Below are 17,832 nucleotides of genomic sequence, written 5' to 3'. Positions count from 1 at the left end.
AGTTCAGTTCGGGTTGCAACTGCAACCCTTTACTTCCCTCCTACTACTTTTTATAAGCTGAAAAACCATGGATTGGTTTTAATGACATTTTAAAATGAGTTATTTTGCCACCTGAATCCGACCACAATTCATACAAAAATATACTGGACAAATCACCTTTTAACTCATTAAATTCCATTGATATAACAAGTTTTTAATCTTCCTGTAATGTAAACACCTAATGATGAAATTCGATGATTTCATTCATTAGCCTTAAAAATCGATTCGCTTTTCTGACATTTTTATTCACTGAATTCATCAATGTTTTTTTATCCCGAATGTGAATAATCAAAGAATCGATACAGATAATCCAAAACTAATTTCAATCAGGATTAAACGCATGCCAGCATATAAAGCCCCTTTACACGACATTCGCTTCCTTATGAATGAAGTGCTTGACTACCCTGCGCACTACCAGAATTTGTCGAATGGTGAATATGCCGATGCCGACACGGTAGATATGATCTTAGAAGGCGCTGCAGATTTCTGTGAAAATGTACTGTCGCCGTTGAATCAAAGCGGTGATGAAGAAGGCTGTCATTTTGAAAATGGCGAAGTAAAAACACCGAAAGGCTTTAAAGAAGCTTACGACCAGTTCGTACAAGGTGGCTGGCAAGGTCTGTCTTATCCTGAAGAATTTGGTGGCCAAAACCTGCCAATGTCTTTAAACCTGATCAAATCGGAAATGATGGGGACTGCAAACTGGTCATTCCAGATGTATCCGGGTTTAAGTGTGGGTTGTATCAACACTATCATGCAATATGGTACCGATGAGCAGAAAAACACGTATCTGCCTCACTTAGTTGCAGGAACTTGGGCGGGCACCATGTGTCTGACTGAGCCACAATGTGGTACGGATCTGGGGCAGGTTAAGACCAAAGCAGAGCCGAAAGAAGATGGCAGCTATGCGATTTCAGGCACCAAAATCTTTATTTCTGCAGGTGAGCACGACCTGACTGAAAATATCGTACATATCGTACTGGCACGCCTTCCAGATGCACCGCAAGGTACCAAAGGGATTTCTCTGTTTATCGTACCAAAATTTATTGCTGCGGCAGATGGTGGGATCGGTGAGCGTAATCCAGTGAACTGCGGTTCGATTGAACACAAAATGGGGATTCGCGCTTCAGCAACGGCTGTACTGAATTTTGATAATGCGACTGGCTACCTGATTGGTGAACCGAATAAAGGCTTGCATGCCATGTTTACCTTCATGAACACAGCACGTATTGGTACTGCGATTCAGGGTATTTGTCATGCTGAATTGTCATTCCAGGGTGCTTTACCGTATGCCAAAGAGCGTATGTCAATGCGCGCCCTGTCTGGCAAAAAAGATCCGGAAAAAGTAGCGGATGCGATCATTCACCATGCTGATGTCCGCCGTATGCTATTGACGCAAAAAGCCATTGCTGAAGGTGGCCGTGCCATGATTTATCATGCAGCAAAAATTGCCGACAACATGAATGATGCTTTGCTGCGTGGCGATACTGCAGCATTTGAACAGCATGATGACCATCTTGGGTTCTATACTCCAATCCTGAAAGGCTTCCTGACTGAAATGGGTTATGAGGCATCAAATCACGGTATGCAAGTCTTCGGTGGACACGGCTATATCAAAGAATGGGGCATGGAACAGATCGTACGTGACTCACGTATTTCTACCTTGTATGAAGGCACAACAGGCGTTCAGGCACTGGATCTGATTGGTCGTAAAGTGCTGTTGACCTCGAAAGGCAAAGTTATTCGTGATTACACTGCTGAAATCCTGAAATTCTGCGGTCAGCATGCACGTAATAAATATATGCGCCGCTTTGCCTGGGATTTAACCAAGCTCTGTGCACAGTGGAATGCACTAACTGTGCGTATCATGCTGGCTGCACGTAAGGACCGCGACATCGTTTCTTCTGCATCAGTCGATTTCCTGATGTTCTCCGGTTATGTGATGATGGCGTACTTCTGGGCACAACAAGCCGCAGTCGCTTCAGCCAAACTGGCTTCTGGCGATGGTGCGGAAGTACCAGAGTTCTATAAAGCAAAAATCAAAACTGCTGATTTCTACTTTGAACGTATCCTGCCACGTACCCAAGGTCATGCAGAAGCGATGGTGAATCCGTCTAAAACCATGACGGCACTCGCGCCAGAACACTTTAGCTTCGATTACTAAGCTGTAAATTGACTTGAAAAGGGCGCTTCGGCGCTCTTTTTATTGATGTAGATGCCCTTCTTCAACTTAAAAAACCTTTCTGGATAGAAAATATACAAATTTAATTTTATATTTTTCAACATCCTAATAAATTAGCCAAATAAAACGCTTGTATATCTCAAAATAAGCGGTATGATAATCCCAACTAGAAAAATTCTTGTTTTGGTTAGTCTTCTTTTAAGTATCGCAGTTTTAGTCATAAACCTTCGTATTACAGATCAAAAAGCTCCATCCTTTTTATTTTTCAAAGTTACAGTTAGTCATCTGAAATTTTGGCTATAAATTCATACGATTCAATAGGTTATATTATGTCTAATACAGTTAACGGTACAGTAAAATGGTTCAACGAAACTAAAGGTTTCGGTTTCATTCAACAAGAATCAGGTCCAGACGTTTTTGCTCACTTCAGCGAAATCACTGGTTCAGGTTTCAAAACTTTAGTTGAAGGCCAAAAGGTTTCTTTCAGCGTAGCTCAAGGTCAAAAAGGCCCTACAGCTGTAAATATCGTTGCTCTATAATTTAGAAGCAAGATATTGAAAAAAAGCACTCTTAGAGTGCTTTTTTTGTGCCTATCATTTTCTCATACCGCTCTAGTTTTTAAAGATCATTGGGTTGATCTAAAAAACGGTGTGCTCTATGCCAGGCTAAAAATACCGGATCAGGGGCAAAACGTTTTGGTACGTCGATTCGCTTACCGTGATAGGGTTTTAAATAGGCGTATAAACTCGCATCTTGCTTGGCCTGATTCGCGATACACACTTTAAGCCCTTCATCCAACGTGATAAATCCCTGATCGAAAGCTTGATCCAATAAAGAAGATAAACAAATTCCATTACGCGGATTTTTTCGATGTGCCTGATTTTCAGACCAGGGTACGATATGAGAAGCCACTAAAAAGGCTTTGGCCTTAATGCCTGAGATCGCACATTGATATTGATAATTAAGTTTAACTTGTAAAGCAAATTTCTGGTGTGGCGAACCGCGAACCTTTACCCTTGCATATTGATCTTCAACACTATAATCAAGGATTTCTTGACGCAAATGCGTATCTAGTAAAGTGTCCTGTTTTTCTCCTCTTCCCGCTAATTTAAGTAATCGCCAAAAATCATCTGCCGTGATCTCATTCATGCCATATTGTTGAAAAAAATGTGCCCAAGTATTTCCGCGTGGTTTAAAAGTCCATTGAAAATCTTCCAAATCGGACTGCAGAATAGGATCTATAAAACGTATACCATCAATCACTTCCGCAAAGACCGGTTTGGTTTGGCGTTTTTGATGATTTTGAGGAATGGCAGTAGGTGCAATAATCTTGGCTATACGGCCTGCACCATAAAGATAGAATTGATTTTTAATTTCAGAGGCTTTTTGCGGTCGTCGATATAAAAAGAAATCCCCTTCCCTGACTCGATTATATTTAGACTGATCCCAATGATATTCTTTAAAGTCCCGATCTTCATAAACCAGATGATCACTTTTACTATCAAAAATAAAGAATCGGGTATTAGTTAAATCCAGCTGTTGAAAATCCCATAATGTATCCACCTGCCCACCCTATAGAAATTATAATATTCATTTAATTTAATCTTTGAATATTCTCAGAAAACTTCTCTCTAAGAAAGCATCAATCAGAATTTAGGCATTTTATTTAAGGCAATAAAAAAACCCAATAGAATCCTATTAGGGTTTCTTTTAGAACAATGGGGAAATTAAATAATTAAAGAAATTCTTCCAGTACCGAATTTAAAAAGATATGCCCCTGCTCGGTACATGAAAGACGATCTTGATCATCGACCATTAACTTTCTGTCACGCAAAGAACTCAGCAACTCATTCAAGCGATCCAGACTCAGGCCAGTACGTTCTGCATAGAGCTTGGCTTCCACGCCGTGATTTAAACGTAACGCATTCATCATAAATTCAAATGGCATGTCGGCATCTTCAATCCGCTTAAACTGCACATGTTCTGCAGGTACTTTGGCTAAGTAGTCCTTAGGTAAACGGGTTTTCTGGAACCGATACACGCCATCTGTCTGAGTGACTTTGCCATGTGCTCCGGCGCCAATTGCCAGATAATCACCAAACTGCCAGTAATTCAGATTATGTGCTGAAGGCAGTTCTTTACGCCAAGCCGAAACTTCATAGTTGATAAAACCCTGCGCTTTTAAGTAGAGCTCACCCTGCTCCTGAATATCTTCCAATACTTCATCGACAGGCAAAATCGGTTGAGTCCGGAAAAATACCGTATTTGGCTCAATCGTTAGCTGATACCAGGAAATATGTGTAGCACCCTGTTCCACGGCCAATTTTAAATCATGCAAAGCCTGATCCAAGGTCTGTTCAGGCAAACCATGCATCAAGTCGACATTAATGCGCTGAAAGCCGGCTTCACGTGCTAACCCAATGGCAGAAATCGCATCTTCATTGCTGTGAATCCGTCCCAAACGCTTGAGATGCTCGGTATTAAAACTCTGCACCCCAATCGACAGACGGTTAATTCCGGCCTGTAAATAACCGGCAAACGGATCATGTTCGACTGTGCCGGGATTGGCTTCCAGCGTAATCTCACAGCCTTCGGCAAAGGGAATAACGGCTTTGAGCTGATCAAATAACCATTGATAGCCTGGGGCAGAAATCAGTGACGGCGTCCCCCCACCAATAAAGACACTGTGAATCTGCCGGCCTTGGGCAAAATCGACCTGAGTTTTAAAGTCTTCCACCAGTGCTCGTAAATATTCCTGTTCCAATTCCAGTGATAATTGACCATCCGGAACCGCATGCGAATTGAAGTCACAATAAGGACATTTGCGCACACACCAAGGCATATGAATATATAAGGACAAAGGGACAGCAGCAGGATTCAATTCAGCCAAAGAACTACTCAAAAACGATTACAAGATATAGCCGAATTTTAACATGACTCGGCGGCAACACTGCTAAAATTAAATTTGATCGTGTGATATGCCTAAAAATTTAAATAGAATTAGTCAGTTAAAATTATGAAAATATCTTCTCAACTTATTATTTTACTTCCTTTGGTTTTTGCAATCGGTGTTTTATTGACACTCCAGACCGCAATTAATACACAACTAAAAGAATATTTATATTCTCCTATTCAAGCTGCATTTTTTTCCTTTTTGATTGGTACAATAGTGCTCGCCGTAATCGTACTTTTTCAGTCCAATCCCAAACCCGGTTTACAGGAACTGATGAGTGTTCCCTGGTATTTATGGCTCGGGGGCATCGTGGGTGTATACGCGATTAGCATGAGCATTTATGCAGCGCCCAAACTTGGCTTTCTGGTTCTTAGCGGTCTCATTATTTTTGGTCAGATGGTGATGTCGATGCTGGTCGATCATCTGGGATTATTGGGTAATGAAAAAATGCCGATTAATTGGCAACGTCTTTTAGGCGGCGTGGTAATTTTTATTGGTGTGCTTCTCACTTTACAACGCTAAACCTTCTATTTAAGCACATGATCACGATGAGTAATTTTTGTGTCGAATGTTTCACCAGTCACAACCTTTGGTTTTGAATTAAAAAAACTGTTTCATCTGATGTTACCCATTCTGGTGACCCAATTTTCTCAGGCTGGTCTGGGTCTGATTGATACCATTATGGCCGGTCACCTGTCTGCTACCGATCTTGCCGCGATTGCCGTCGGAGTAGGACTCTGGATTCCGGTGATGCTGCTGTTTAGTGGCATTATGATTGCCACGACGCCTTTGGTTGCTGAGGCCAATGGCGCACGCACACCTGAAAAAATTTCCACCATTGCACGTCAATCGCTTTGGGTTGCCCTGATTCTTGGGGTAATTGCCGGCTTGATTTTGCAACTCTTGCCGGCTACTTTGCCACTTTTAGGTGTACCGGAAAGCTTACAACCTAAAGCCGGTTTATTTCTGCATGCGATTGGTTTTGGTATGCCAGCGGTAACCATGTATGCGGCCTTACGCGGCTATTCTGAAGCGATTGGAAATCCGCGTCCGGTGACCGTGATTAGTTTATTGGCGCTGGTCTTGCTAGTTCCGCTGAACTATATCTTTATGTATGGTATTGGCCCTGTTCCGGCCCTAGGCAGTGCAGGCTGTGGGTTTGCCACGGCGATTTTACAGTGGCTAATGGTCATCACCCTCGCATTGTATATCTTTAAAAATAAGGCCTATCAACGTACCCAGCCTTTTACCCATTGGGAAAAAATCAACCCGGAATGGATGAAGCGCATCTTACAGCTTGGCTTTCCAATCGGATTGGCAATTTTTTTTGAGGTCAGTATTTTCAGTACTGCTGCAATTGTGCTGAGTCCTTTGGGTGAGACCATTGTCGCTGCCCATCAGATTGCTATTTCTGTCACTTCACAACTGTTCATGATTCCCATGTCACTGGCGATTGCCCTGACCATTCGGGTTGGCACCTACTATGGTGAACAGAACTGGCAAGCCATGCGTAAAGTACAATATCTCGGCCTGATTACTGCCACTATTCTGGCGATCCTGACCATGATTCTGCTTTGGGTTTTCCGCAATGAAATCGTAGCACTCTACACCTCAGATCTGATCGTGACCCAAATTGCGGTGTATCTGATTCTGTTTGCCATTGCCTATCAGCTGATGGATGCCTGGCAGATCAGTGCGGCAGGTTGTCTGCGCGGCATGCAGGATACCAAGGGGCCAATGTGGATTACCATGCTGGCTTACTGGGTCATCGCCTTCCCGGTCGGGGTGTATTTGTCCCGCTTTACCGACATGGGCGCCGCCGGTGTCTGGGTTGGCCTGATTGTAGGCCTCAGCGTAGCTTGTATACTTTTATTGGGCCGTTTATATGGCAATAATAAACGCTTAAGTCTAAACAACTAAACACTTTTATTTGATTAATTTAAGTTAGAAAATGCGCTGAGATTAAAGATCCAGCGCATTTTTTAATCCTTGTGGAATCTCAGATTCATCCACTACATCTTTAATCACCACCTGCCCCACAATTACATCCGTACCATTAAAAGTCATGGTGGGTGAACCATATAGCTCATAACCTTCATTTAAGGCACGGGTCACCCGCGCACAAAAATGTACATCATCTTTCCCGGTAAAATATCGATAGACTTTCATTGAATTTTCTTCATTACTACACTCTGTTTATTCTAAGCTTTTAGCTATAAAACAACATTCAGAATTAGTACTCGGTCTTATCTAAAACGATGACGGATTCCGGCATATTCTTATACTTTAAACGCAAGCAATAAAGATAAATCTTTTAACAAATCAAAGATGATGCATTAAACATGGAGAAGCTGAAGGAAATCACAACACAACCTCTACAATTAAATCTAGGCAATTGAACCTTTGTCACCTATGATCAAATACATCCATTCATAGTTGGTTTCAAGGAATCTCGCATGGCAAAAACGGCTAGCACACCCGGTCGTCGCTTTATGAAACTTGCCGGAATGACCGCAAGTATTGCAGGTAAAACCCTCTCCAATTCCATTAAAAATTTAACTGCCGATGACGAGCAGAAAAACACTGCGCGCAGTAAATTATTTCAGGATATTGGTGTGCAGATTGCGGATACCTTGGGGGAAATGAAAGGCGCAGTCATGAAAGTTGGCCAGATCGCCTCTCAATATAAAGATGTTTTCCCGCCCGAAGTCGCTAAAGCCATTGCCAAGTTACAGCGTCAGGCGCCACCGATGCCGTTTAAAGAAATTCAGGCACAAGTGGAAAAAGAATTGGGTAAACCTTTACAGCAACTTTTCCAGCAGTTTGATGAGCAGCCATTTGCCGCGGCCTCGATTGGTCAGGTGCATAAAGCCACCCTACCGAATGGCCAGCAAGTTGTGGTCAAAGTACAATATCCTGGTGTGGATGAAGCCTGCGAAAGCGACCTGAAACAAGTTCGTCTGGCACTGCGCATGATGGGCGTCTTAAAGATTGACCGTAAACTTCAAGATCAATTATTTAAAGAAATTCAGCACAGTCTGGACAATGAGCTGAACTATGAAATTGAAGCCCAGAATCTGGAAATCGCCCGTGCCTTCCATGAGCCTCTGGACAATAAAATTGTGATTCCGAAAGTGTTTCATGAGTATTCATCGCGACATATTTTGACCTTAAGCCAAGAGCTTGGTGAAAGTATCGAAACTGCCAGCACTTGGCCACTCGAAACCCGAAATGCTTTAGGCCGCCGCCTCTTCCGCGCCATTGGTCAGGAAATTTTTTATCTGAAACGCTTTCACTGTGACCCGCATCCAGGCAACTTTGCATTTCGTGAAGATGGCTCTGTGATTGTTTATGACTATGGTGGCGTCAAAACCTTATCGACTGAAGTGATTGGACATTTTAGGGAACTGATCCATGCTGCACGCGAGAAGAATATTCCCGTGATCGAGCAACAGCTGGATGCGCTGCATTCCTTGACTGAAACTGGAAAATTCCCGAAAGAATTATATGAACAGTGGCTGGAAGTGCTCATGCGTCCTCTGGTCACTGACTATGATTTTGCCGAAAACTCAGCGCATCATGATGGGATGGAGTTGCTGAAACCTTCGTTGAAATATTGGGATGTATTTAAGCCCTCTCCTGATACCTTGATGGTGAATCGCACAATTTCAGGACAATACTGGAACCTGATTCATCTCAAAGTACATGATGATTTAAGTGATGTATTTGAAGAACTGGTACCGAGTCGAAGCTAAGTTGAGACGATAGGCTTACACGCTGTAACCCTAGATTACTTGAAATATCAAATGTTACATTATAACATTTAATCAAGAATCATGAGGAAGTTAGATATGCGTTCAGATATCCATCCCGAGTATCGTGAAGTGTTATTCCATGATACCAATGCCGATGCCTATTTCGTGATTGGCAGCACGATGAACTCGAGCCAAACTAAAGAATATCAAGGTAAAACATATCCTTATGTAACACTAGATATTTCGAGTGCATCACATCCTTTCTATACGGGTGAGCAACGTCAGACCAGCAATGAAGGACGTGTAGCAAGCTTTAACAAACGTTTTGGCCGCTTTAAACGGGGCTAAAACCGAAAACCCTCGATTATCTTAAGATTTAAATCGTGGTTTATGTCAGGAAATGACCTCCAATTTCCTGACTTTTTTATGCACTTATTTTAACTCTGTGCCAATATGATTGAAGTTAAATAAAAGCCCAGCGCCAGAACAATAATGCCGACAATTAAGCTGGATAATGCATATAACAGCGCTAGGCCCATAGCGCCTTGTTTCAATAACACAAAGCTTTCCAGGCCAAAACTGGAAAATGTGGTAAAACCACCAAGAATCCCCACCATTAAAAACAGACGAGCTTCTTGTTGGAGTGCTGGATATTTCTGGCTACAGGCAAAAAAAATTCCAGCACATAAACAACCTAAAATATTGATCCACCAGGTGGGCCAGGGAAATTGCATTTGTGGTTTGAACAGCCAAAGTCCTGCTGCATAACGCAGACTGGCACCGATTGCCCCACCCATTGCCACCCAAAGCCAGCCCATATTTTTTCCTGTTCTATTTATTGATCAAGTTTATTTTATCCAAAGTTTCATATTCAGCATGGATAAATTTCACTGTTATCTTGAACCGAAAATCAATGAAATACCATGGAACTTCGCAAGAAAATTGCTATATTTATTGCATCGAATTTTCATGAATGGCACAGGAAAAAACAGCATGGCACAGGATTTATTGGCTCAGTTGGCAGCAGACGAAGCAAAATTTGCAGATGTGATTACTTATATCGAATCGCGTTATACGCATACACCGACTGCATTTAAAAATGGCCAGCAGAATAATGCGGCCACAGAAAACCAGGGCAGCGCCAAAGTCTTTTCTTTTGCACAATTAAATGGTCTGGATCAGGCACAGACCTTAAGCCTGTTTGCCGAACATTATGCTTCTGTATTGGCAACGCCAGAGGCGACTGATCATCAGAATATCCGCCAGTTTATGCTGAATGGCTGGGATGGAATTACCTTTGAAGGTCAAGCTTTAACTGCGAAGTAAGTTCTAAGCAGATAAAAAACCGCTCAAAGGAGCGGTTTTTTTATGCAAATCAGAAGTGTAAAAGATGTCTATTTTAGCTTTTACCGACTTTTTCGATCCATTTAATGGAACTGACGCGGAAGACTTCACAAGCACCATCACCCGTATCGGTCGGAGTTAAGGACGATTTCCAGACCAGATCTTTGTCACGCACCTCAACCAGTTCCCCTTGCATACGCACCAGATCGCCACGCTTTACCTTTTTAATTACCTTGGCAATTTCAGGATTGGCAGGAATGATATGCATATTGGACACCATCTGCTTGGCTTGTTCTACTGGCACTGGCACTCGATCCATTTTCCAGTTCAAATAGCGGTCATATTGATTGACCGTGATATGTCGGGCAATTTCAGGTTCAGCAAACAGCCCCCAACTGACTGCATAATCAATCGGAGAGAATTTGGCTTGCGGGTCAGAACTATAAACCTTGGAACCCAGAATACGGAAATCACCTTTAAAAGGCTGCAAGACCGAAATTGACTGGCCTTTAACGACAGGAGGCAAACCTTTGGCAATATTGTGGTCGACCGAGCTATAGCCCGAAATAGGCAGCAACAGGCTGGCCAGCAAAGCATAATGTTTAACGTATTTGAACATAATTTTTAATCTAATCCTAATCAAGTTGATCAAACGTTTTAAGGATATCTTCCTTGATCTTACGGATTTTTTAATGAATAAACAGTTGAACTTGGTAACAAACTGCACGTATTTAGTCAGCTCGATATATGCCTGTCATTTTATTTTTCAGTTAAGCTAGAACGTATTTCCATCAAATTAAAATAACTCAAATGCTGTATAAACTTTATCAACAACATATCTTTCCGCATCTGCTGAATCAGGTGATGCAAACACCATCCTTGATGGACTTGCGTCGTGAACTGCTTTTGGATATTTCCGGTGAAGTGCTAGAAATTGGTTTTGGTACCGGCTTGAATCTGCCTTTTTATCAATCGGTTGATAAGGTCTATGCGCTAGAACCAAACCCGGCGATCTTCAAACTGGCAGAAGCGCGAATTCAACAGGCAGGGTTTCAGGTTGAGCATATTCAGTCCAGCGTAGAACTTTTGCCTTTTGCCGAAAATAGTGTGGAAAATATTGTGTCTGCCTGGACGCTTTGTAGTATTGCAGAGCTGGAACAGAGCCTGCAGGAAATTTATCGTGTGCTACAACCGGGTGGGACTTTACATGTGGTCGAACATGTCCTGAATCGGCAAAATTTAAATATTCAGCGTCTGCAACATTTACTTACTCCCATTCAAAAGAAAGTCACAGATGGCTGTCATCTGAATCGGGATATTGAAACCGCCTTGCTGGAAACCGGTTTTGAAATAGAAACTTTAAGTTATGTAGATGCTGAAGGTATTCCAAAGATTGGCCAACGCATGTTGTTAGCCCGGTTTCTTAAACCATAGAGCTAATTCACTACTCTCTTGTATTTAGTGCTGCTGGACGTGGGTTACTTGCAGCAACTGACAATGAGCACGATATTCAGAGCCCGTCCCGACCCGGAATTCTTGTCCAGTCGTGCCTGAATGAACTGTTACCAGATCACCCATGAGCGTGATTTTCTGCTCCGATTTTAGCTGGCGAATCTGATCGGCAATTTTTTCAGTGGCAGCAATCAGACTGAAATGCTGTACATGCGTATTGACGAAGTCACGATCCACTTTGCTAATTTGTCCTTCAATCTGATAGCAGCGCTTTGCTTCATCAAACTCCAATGTTGCCTGCATGGCCGGCAGCGGTTGAGTCAGCAACAGCACATCAATATTACTCAGATAGGCCAGATCATTAAAATGTCCAACCACTGGACTGGCCTGATGCAGCACCCGACGATCAGGTTTTACGAAACGCTGATCGTGCACAATATAAGTCGCTGATATACGCTTGACCGGTTCTACTTTAAAGTTTTTAAGTACGCCTTTTTCTTGCAGATGCGGAATGGCACGAAAAAACTCATTCCAGACCCAGAGGCCAAGCATAAACAGCAGCGCAGTGATCAGTAATTTTTGCATAATTTTTATTCTTCACTGGATTTTGGTCAATCCTGAAAATCAATCCGAATAGTTTCAAAACGTACCCGCCCTTCCTGAACCGCTCGGGCAATGGCTTGCTGGCCTTTGGTCAGACGTGCTCCGCCACTTTTAATGTCAATCAAGACCACTTCAATATCTTCAGCGTCGCCTTCGCCATCACGAAAATCGGTATAACCATCAAAGACCACATAATCCACCGGATCGCCCAGAAACTTGGCATCACTTGGCAGATATTGAAATTCCGGCATGATCGGCGCGAGCTGTTCCGCCATTTTGCCTTTGAGAACTGCACGGCTGGTATTCACGCTGCGTTTTTGCGCGGCAATGAGGGACTGCTGATGCTCCAGTTCCAGCTCGGCAATATACTGCTCATATTCAGCCTTGATCCGTCCATTACGCGTCTGACTTAAAATAATAGTGGTCAATACCACCCCGATACATGCGCCAATCAGCATGGCCATCCATATGGACATTCAATCTTCCTAATTTGCCTGATTTTTATAGCATCGCATTCGACTGAAGTTGAGGACTTCGGCCATTTGCATACTTGAAAAGAATGATATGCTAGGCCGGAACAGAATAAAATCACCTTGAGTCATGAAAACAATTTTAGTTGCGAATCAGAAAGGCGGTTGTGGTAAGACCATGACAGCCATTAGTTTGGCGTCAGCACTCGCACAAAAGGGTTATAAGGTGGCATTGGCCGATGCCGACAACCAGAAATCAACTTTGCAATGGCTCAAGCATCGGCCGGTACAGGCAGCACAGATCCAAAGTCTGGACTGGCGCAATAGCAAGTCCATTGGTGATGCACCGAAGCAGATCGAATACCTGATTATTGATGCACCAGGTGCTTTGACCGATGATCATGCCGAACAGCTGATCAGTGAAGCACATGCGATTATCATCCCGATCCAGCCTTCTTTTTTTGATATCGATTCGACCCGCCGTTTTCTCAAACATTTGCAGGACATCAAACGCATCCGTAAGGGCAAGGTTGAAATTTTACTTTTGGCCAATCGCACCAAAGCAAATGCAGCCAGCAATCAGGACATACAGCAGTTTTTTGACAAGATCGACCAGCAGCCAGTGGCCCGGATTTCGGAACGTGCCCCTTATAGCCGACTGGCTATGGAAGGCCTTTCAGTCTTTGATAAACCTCAGAAAATCTACCGGGAACTGCAGGCTCAATGGCAACCGGTACTGAATGCCATTATTGATGATCCGAGTCAGTGGTTTTGAGTCAATCCTCTGAATCGTGGTATAGCTTTGGGAAAATAATCTCGCTACTTGGCTAGCTATCATTTTCGATCGCTTTTTTTTCAGTTAATATGCCTGAACACGACCTAAAAAATGAGTCATTAAATTCAGTGCAACAGTACGCGCCTACATTACAAAAAGTCTTATTATTTGGATTGTTCTTTATCCTGATTTTTTTGAGTTTTCATATACTCAAGTATTTCATCATTCCTGTAGTTTGGGCAGCCATTATTGCCTATATGACTTGGCCCTTGTATCAATCGGTGTTACGCCTATGCGGCAATCGACCGACATTAAGTGCAACCGTAATGATCTTGGCCGTGATTCTGGTCTTTGGTCTGCCGTTTATTTTCGCCATTTTCATGCTGCAGCACGAAGGTCGTAACCTGTATTTTGAATTGCAGCGACAGGTCTTTTCCGGTCACCTGAATGTCCCTGATTTTATTCGCGGGCTTCCGATTGTCGGCAAGGAAATTACCCGAACCTTAAATGAAATTAACACTGATCCGCAGAGTATTGCACTGTCGGTATCGACCTGGATTCAAGGCCATCTGAATTACGGCAAAGTGGTGTTGAATGAAGTTAGTAAAAACATCTTTAAATTATGTTTTGCGATACTTTCGCTGTTTTTCTTCTACCGTGATGGTCAGACCATTTTAAATCAGGTGCGTAAAGCCTTTGAAATGGTGGTCGGTCCACGTGTACATCATTATTTTTCCACCATTTCTGCGACTACACGTGCCGTAGTATATGGCGTCGGTTTGACCGCAATTGCACAATCCTTATTGGCTGGTCTGAGCTATTTTGTTGCAGGTGTGCCGAATCCGATGGTTTTAACCATTGTGACCTTTATTTTTGCCCTGATTCCCTTTGGCCCACCTCTCGCCTATAGTGCTGTGGCGCTATGGCTGTTTTCACAAGGACAAACCATTGAAGCCATTGGGGTCATGGTCTGGGGTGTCTGTATTGTCAGTACTGCCGATAACGTCATTCGTCCACTGGTGATTTCTGGCGCAACCCAGATTCCTTTTCTGCTGATCATGTTTGGAGTCTTGGGTGGTATTGCCAGCTTTGGTCTGGTCGGGGTGTTTATTGGCCCGGTGATTCTGGCTGTGCTGCTTGCAATCTGGCGTGAATGGTTACATGAAAGTAAGCTGAATGAACCTTTAATGATGCCTAAAGCCACCATGGCACATGAGATTGATCCGGAAACACAAGACACACCGCCCAACGCACCTTAAAGCATAGATAGAATCGACTTAAACAAAACAAAACATTTAAGTACTGATTCTATATAGAGCTTCTGATCTTGCTCTGTTTAAATGAATCCACAAAACAGAATAAAGATCAGGATGCCAAAATCATGTCTTCATTGTTTAAAATTACGACACTTTGCGCGTTAAGCGCCGCACTTTTTACCGGTTGTGCATCAACCTCCCCATCAAATGAAGTGGTCAGAGCAGTGACTGTGAATGCTGTAAATGCTCAAGGTGTGGGCCAAGAGATTGGGACCGTATTACTCAGTGACAGCCCAGCCGGTCTGGTCATTCGTACCAACCTGAAACAACTTCCTGCGGGTGAACGCGGTTTCCATATTCATGAAAATGGTTCATGCGCGCCTGCCATGAAAGACGGCAAGATGGGTGCAGCACTGGCTGCAGGTAGCCATTACAATCCAAATCAGGCACCGCATCACGGTACACCAGTGACAGGTCACTTAGGTGATTTACCCGCATTGAAAGTCAATACTGACGGAACTGCACGTGTGACCCTGCTTGCGCCACGTCTGAAATTGGCTGATGTTCAGGGTCGTGCGATTATGGTTCATGCCGGTGGCGATAACTATTCCGACAACCCATTACCCTTGGGCGGCGGCGGTGAACGTATTGCCTGTGGTGTGATCTAAACACCTTCCTGCCAATGACTAAATAGAAAAAACGGGCACTATGCTCGTTTTTTTCATGGATTTTTCTTTTATTTTGGCGTCTAAATTGCATTCAGAACTTTGCGTTTTTACTTTCCGGATCCTGTCCTTGTGAATGCTGCCCGACCTGCGACTGCTACTTTTGTTAAAATTATAAAACCTGTCCTGCTGCCCTTTCAGTCCAGTGCGCTGATGACTTATTGCCTGCAGATCCTGCTGGTGTTTTTAGGTACCACTTTCGGTCTGAAATTTCTGGGTTATGAGTTCTTGATCGTTCCAGTAACGTTAGGGGCTATTGCCACGGCACTGACTGATTTTGATGATCGGCTAAGCCTGCGTTTGCGCAACCTGTTACTGGTCATCATTCTGTTTTTTAGTGTCAGCAGCATTCTGGAATTTCTTGCTCCGCATAAATTCTGGTTTGCACTGTGGCTGTCACTGTCGAGTGCACTGTTTATTCTAATGGGTGCATTAGGCCAACGTTATGCCACAATTTCATTTGGCACCATTTTACTATCAATCTATACCATGTTCGGCTTGGGCGAATATCAGCACTGGTATGAACAGCCGCTTTATTTTGTCATTGGGGCGCTATGGTACGGCCTGACGTCTATTCTATTTTTTCTGCTGCGTCCTACCTTGCAGGTTCAGGAAAATCTCGCACAAAGCTTGCAGCACATGTCAGATTTACTGCTGAGTAAAGCCAAACTGTTTGATCCGGATCAGCATCCAAATGTTGAAAACCTGCTCTATGAGTTGTCACTTAAAAATACTTTAGTCATTCAGAGTTTTAACCGCAGCAAAGATTCACTATTGACTCGACTCAAAGCTTCGCGTGCCAATCGCAATACCATTTACTGGCTGAATCTGTATTTTCTGATGCAGGATATTCATGAACAGGCCACGGCCAATTATTTACATTATGAACAGATCGAACAGCATTTTAGCCGCACTGACCTGATTTTCCGGATTCAGAAAAATATCCGTCTGCAAGCCCTTGCCTGTCAACATTTGGCAGAATGTGTATTGCGCAATGAAAAATTTTATCTGTCTGCAGATGATGAACAGGCATTAAAACATTTACAGGAATCGATGCAGGACTGGATTGCCCAACACCCACAGAATATTGAAGTTAAAAATTTACAGCTTATTCTGACCAATCTGCTCAGTGTACATGAACAGTTACAACACCTGCATGATCAACATGCTCTGTATAAGCCACGCTATCAGCAGCATTTTGATGACCTGAGCCTGTTTGATGATGATATTCGCGATAGCACAGATCTCTGGCTGAAACTCAAACCGCACTTAAGTCCGCAATCGGCACTCTTTCGGCATGCCGTGCGGATTGCCATTGTATTTCTAGTCGGCTATGTCATTTCATTATTACCCTTTGCGAAAAATGGCTACTGGATTTTATTGACCAGCCTGTTTGTCTGTCAGATCAGTTATTTTGCCACCAAAAGCCGGCTCAAATTGCGGACTCTGGGAACATTATTAGGGGTCATGCTGGGTGTTCCCATTCTGTATTTTGTACCAAGTATCGAAGGACAATTGCTGCTGACAGTGATTTTTGGTGTCGGTTTTTTCTATCTGCGTTCCAAAAAATATGCCATGGCAACCCTCATGGCGACCTTGATGGTACTCCTGATTTTCAACCTGAAAGGTGCCGGTTATGCCATTATTTTACCGCGTATCATTGATACCCTCATAGGCTGTCTGATTGCCTGGATGGCAGTAAGCTGGATCTGGCCTGACTGGAATTTCCGTAATATTTCCAGCAATATTAAAAAATCATCACTTGCTATGCTGGACTATTTTTCTGCAGTGGTCGAGCAATATCGAAACGGTAAAGATAACAGTATTGCTTACCGGACTGCACGACGTCTGGCCCACAATGCGCAGATTGATTTATCCAGCATGATTTCAAGCCTGAGCACCGAACCGAATCCAGATCCGCAACTGGTTAAAAGTGCCTTTCGCTATCTGGTCTATAGCCATAGCCAGCTCAGTTATATTGCAGCATTGGGGAGTCACCGTGAGCAGGTCACTGATGCGCAAATTCTAGATTTAATGCGTTGGTGCCAGCAGACCTTAACTGCGGTATTGCTGCAACAACAGCCTTTAGATACCTACGACATTGATCATAAACTGGCAGAAATTCAACGCTTAAGTACCCAGGAAAACCAGTCAGCACATCTGCTTTTGGTACTGAAACAGATCAGTTTATTGCTGGAAACCTTACCGGAATTACTAAAATTACGTCATGAATTACTAGGTGCCGAGATTAAATAACCAACTGCCTCACTTGGTTATA

The 17,832-nt window shown here is 43.2% G+C and carries 19 protein-coding genes; 12 read left to right on the top strand and 7 right to left on the bottom strand.

Features of this window, described 5'->3' with window-relative positions; all coding sequences use genetic code 11:
• The first annotated feature begins 379 nt into the window (after positions 1–379).
• Positions 380–2,203: an acyl-CoA dehydrogenase C-terminal domain-containing protein gene (locus G4D73_RS11455; RefSeq protein ID WP_004281541.1), complete on the top strand. Its 1,824-nt coding sequence runs from the start codon at positions 380–382 to the stop codon at positions 2,201–2,203.
• A 347-nt stretch (positions 2,204–2,550) separates the two neighbouring features.
• Entirely contained in the window at positions 2,551–2,760 is a 210-nt protein-coding gene (locus G4D73_RS11450; RefSeq protein WP_004281542.1) for a cold-shock protein, read from the top strand.
• Positions 2,761–2,839: 79 nt separating this feature from the next.
• Here the strand turns inward: G4D73_RS11450 and G4D73_RS11445 are convergent, their stop codons facing one another.
• Complete coding sequence (locus G4D73_RS11445) at positions 2,840–3,784, bottom strand: HNH endonuclease (RefSeq protein ID WP_213686813.1); 945 nt, start codon at positions 3,782–3,784, stop codon at positions 2,840–2,842.
• A gap of 172 nt (positions 3,785–3,956) precedes the next feature.
• Entirely contained in the window at positions 3,957–5,111 is a 1,155-nt protein-coding gene (hemW, locus tag G4D73_RS11440; protein WP_005249859.1) for a radical SAM family heme chaperone HemW, read from the bottom strand.
• Between the two features lie 126 nt (positions 5,112–5,237).
• On the opposite strand from hemW, the gene G4D73_RS11435 reads away from it, so the two are divergent.
• Positions 5,238–5,696, top strand: coding sequence for a DMT family transporter (locus G4D73_RS11435; RefSeq protein WP_005108571.1), 459 nt, complete (start codon positions 5,238–5,240; stop codon positions 5,694–5,696).
• Positions 5,697–5,735: 39 nt separating this feature from the next.
• Positions 5,736–7,094: an MATE family efflux transporter gene (locus G4D73_RS11430; protein WP_323133317.1), complete on the top strand. Its 1,359-nt coding sequence runs from the start codon at positions 5,736–5,738 to the stop codon at positions 7,092–7,094.
• A gap of 42 nt (positions 7,095–7,136) precedes the next feature.
• Here the strand turns inward: G4D73_RS11430 and G4D73_RS11425 are convergent, their stop codons facing one another.
• Complete coding sequence (locus G4D73_RS11425; protein ID WP_004281552.1) at positions 7,137–7,343, bottom strand: DUF1737 domain-containing protein; 207 nt, start codon at positions 7,341–7,343, stop codon at positions 7,137–7,139.
• A 287-nt stretch (positions 7,344–7,630) separates the two neighbouring features.
• On the opposite strand from G4D73_RS11425, the gene G4D73_RS11420 reads away from it, so the two are divergent.
• Entirely contained in the window at positions 7,631–8,929 is a 1,299-nt protein-coding gene (locus G4D73_RS11420) for an ABC1 kinase family protein (protein WP_005248249.1), read from the top strand.
• A 96-nt stretch (positions 8,930–9,025) separates the two neighbouring features.
• Positions 9,026–9,277: a type B 50S ribosomal protein L31 gene (locus G4D73_RS11415; RefSeq protein ID WP_004732342.1), complete on the top strand. Its 252-nt coding sequence runs from the start codon at positions 9,026–9,028 to the stop codon at positions 9,275–9,277.
• 89 nt (positions 9,278–9,366) lie between these two features.
• On the opposite strand, the gene crcB is transcribed toward G4D73_RS11415, so the two are convergent.
• Entirely contained in the window at positions 9,367–9,747 is a 381-nt protein-coding gene (gene crcB, locus G4D73_RS11410; RefSeq protein WP_213686812.1) for a fluoride efflux transporter CrcB, read from the bottom strand.
• 175 nt (positions 9,748–9,922) lie between these two features.
• Between crcB and G4D73_RS11405 the strand changes: the two genes are divergently transcribed.
• Positions 9,923–10,255: a HopJ type III effector protein gene (locus G4D73_RS11405; RefSeq protein ID WP_213686811.1), complete on the top strand. Its 333-nt coding sequence runs from the start codon at positions 9,923–9,925 to the stop codon at positions 10,253–10,255.
• A gap of 73 nt (positions 10,256–10,328) precedes the next feature.
• Here the strand turns inward: G4D73_RS11405 and G4D73_RS11400 are convergent, their stop codons facing one another.
• On the bottom strand, positions 10,329–10,892 hold the full coding sequence (locus tag G4D73_RS11400) for a hypothetical protein (RefSeq protein ID WP_213686810.1): 564 nt from the start codon (positions 10,890–10,892) through the stop codon (positions 10,329–10,331).
• 191 nt (positions 10,893–11,083) lie between these two features.
• Between G4D73_RS11400 and G4D73_RS11395 the strand changes: the two genes are divergently transcribed.
• The gene (locus tag G4D73_RS11395) at positions 11,084–11,707 is read left to right on the top strand and encodes a class I SAM-dependent methyltransferase (RefSeq protein ID WP_213686809.1); all 624 of its coding nucleotides are present in this window, start codon (positions 11,084–11,086) and stop codon (positions 11,705–11,707) included.
• A gap of 24 nt (positions 11,708–11,731) precedes the next feature.
• Here the strand turns inward: G4D73_RS11395 and G4D73_RS11390 are convergent, their stop codons facing one another.
• Together G4D73_RS11390 and G4D73_RS11385 are read right to left on the bottom strand one after the other, a co-directional pair.
• On the bottom strand, positions 11,732–12,310 hold the full coding sequence (locus G4D73_RS11390) for a hypothetical protein (protein WP_213686808.1): 579 nt from the start codon (positions 12,308–12,310) through the stop codon (positions 11,732–11,734).
• Between the two features lie 26 nt (positions 12,311–12,336).
• Positions 12,337–12,804, bottom strand: a complete 468-nt coding sequence (locus tag G4D73_RS11385; RefSeq protein ID WP_004645008.1) for a Holliday junction resolvase-like protein — start codon at positions 12,802–12,804, stop codon at positions 12,337–12,339.
• Positions 12,805–12,928: 124 nt separating this feature from the next.
• Here G4D73_RS11385 and G4D73_RS11380 point away from each other — a divergent pair, with 124 nt between their 5' ends.
• The 4 genes from G4D73_RS11380 to yccS all read left to right on the top strand — a co-directional run bounded on the left by G4D73_RS11380 (position 12,929) and on the right by yccS (position 17,810).
• Positions 12,929–13,573 (top strand): ParA family protein, encoded by a 645-nt coding sequence (locus tag G4D73_RS11380; RefSeq protein ID WP_213686807.1) that lies wholly within the window; start codon positions 12,929–12,931, stop codon positions 13,571–13,573.
• 128 nt (positions 13,574–13,701) lie between these two features.
• Positions 13,702–14,832, top strand: a complete 1,131-nt coding sequence (locus tag G4D73_RS11375) for an AI-2E family transporter (protein WP_416232267.1) — start codon at positions 13,702–13,704, stop codon at positions 14,830–14,832.
• Positions 14,833–14,954: 122 nt separating this feature from the next.
• Complete coding sequence (gene sodC, locus G4D73_RS11370; protein WP_005108558.1) at positions 14,955–15,497, top strand: superoxide dismutase family protein; 543 nt, start codon at positions 14,955–14,957, stop codon at positions 15,495–15,497.
• A 129-nt stretch (positions 15,498–15,626) separates the two neighbouring features.
• Complete coding sequence (gene yccS / locus G4D73_RS11365; protein ID WP_213686805.1) at positions 15,627–17,810, top strand: YccS family putative transporter; 2,184 nt, start codon at positions 15,627–15,629, stop codon at positions 17,808–17,810.
• Positions 17,811–17,832 lie beyond the last annotated feature (22 nt).

The organism is Acinetobacter sp. WY4 (assembly GCF_018438165.1).
Lineage (GTDB): Bacteria > Pseudomonadota > Gammaproteobacteria > Pseudomonadales > Moraxellaceae > Acinetobacter.
This window is presented reverse-complemented; position numbering and strand designations above follow the sequence as displayed.

What these genes read in the sequence shown, in the direction of transcription:
- G4D73_RS11455 (WP_004281541.1), top strand. Translation starts at nt 380, where the DNA reads ATGCCAGCATATAAAGCCCCTTTACACGACATTCGCTTCCTTATGAAT.
- G4D73_RS11450 (WP_004281542.1), top strand. Translation starts at nt 2,551, where the DNA reads ATGTCTAATACAGTTAACGGTACAGTAAAATGGTTCAACGAAACTAAA.
- G4D73_RS11435 (WP_005108571.1), top strand. Translation starts at nt 5,238, where the DNA reads ATGAAAATATCTTCTCAACTTATTATTTTACTTCCTTTGGTTTTTGCA.
- G4D73_RS11425 (WP_004281552.1), bottom strand. Translation starts at nt 7,343, where the DNA reads ATGAAAGTCTATCGATATTTTACCGGGAAAGATGATGTACATTTTTGT.
- G4D73_RS11420 (WP_005248249.1), top strand. Translation starts at nt 7,631, where the DNA reads ATGGCAAAAACGGCTAGCACACCCGGTCGTCGCTTTATGAAACTTGCC.
- G4D73_RS11415 (WP_004732342.1), top strand. Translation starts at nt 9,026, where the DNA reads ATGCGTTCAGATATCCATCCCGAGTATCGTGAAGTGTTATTCCATGAT.
- crcB (WP_213686812.1), bottom strand. Translation starts at nt 9,747, where the DNA reads ATGGGCTGGCTTTGGGTGGCAATGGGTGGGGCAATCGGTGCCAGTCTG.
- G4D73_RS11405 (WP_213686811.1), top strand. Translation starts at nt 9,923, where the DNA reads ATGGCACAGGATTTATTGGCTCAGTTGGCAGCAGACGAAGCAAAATTT.
- G4D73_RS11400 (WP_213686810.1), bottom strand. Translation starts at nt 10,892, where the DNA reads ATGTTCAAATACGTTAAACATTATGCTTTGCTGGCCAGCCTGTTGCTG.
- G4D73_RS11395 (WP_213686809.1), top strand. Translation starts at nt 11,084, where the DNA reads ATGCTGTATAAACTTTATCAACAACATATCTTTCCGCATCTGCTGAAT.
- G4D73_RS11390 (WP_213686808.1), bottom strand. Translation starts at nt 12,310, where the DNA reads ATGCAAAAATTACTGATCACTGCGCTGCTGTTTATGCTTGGCCTCTGG.
- G4D73_RS11385 (WP_004645008.1), bottom strand. Translation starts at nt 12,804, where the DNA reads ATGTCCATATGGATGGCCATGCTGATTGGCGCATGTATCGGGGTGGTA.
- G4D73_RS11380 (WP_213686807.1), top strand. Translation starts at nt 12,929, where the DNA reads ATGAAAACAATTTTAGTTGCGAATCAGAAAGGCGGTTGTGGTAAGACC.
- sodC (WP_005108558.1), top strand. Translation starts at nt 14,955, where the DNA reads ATGTCTTCATTGTTTAAAATTACGACACTTTGCGCGTTAAGCGCCGCA.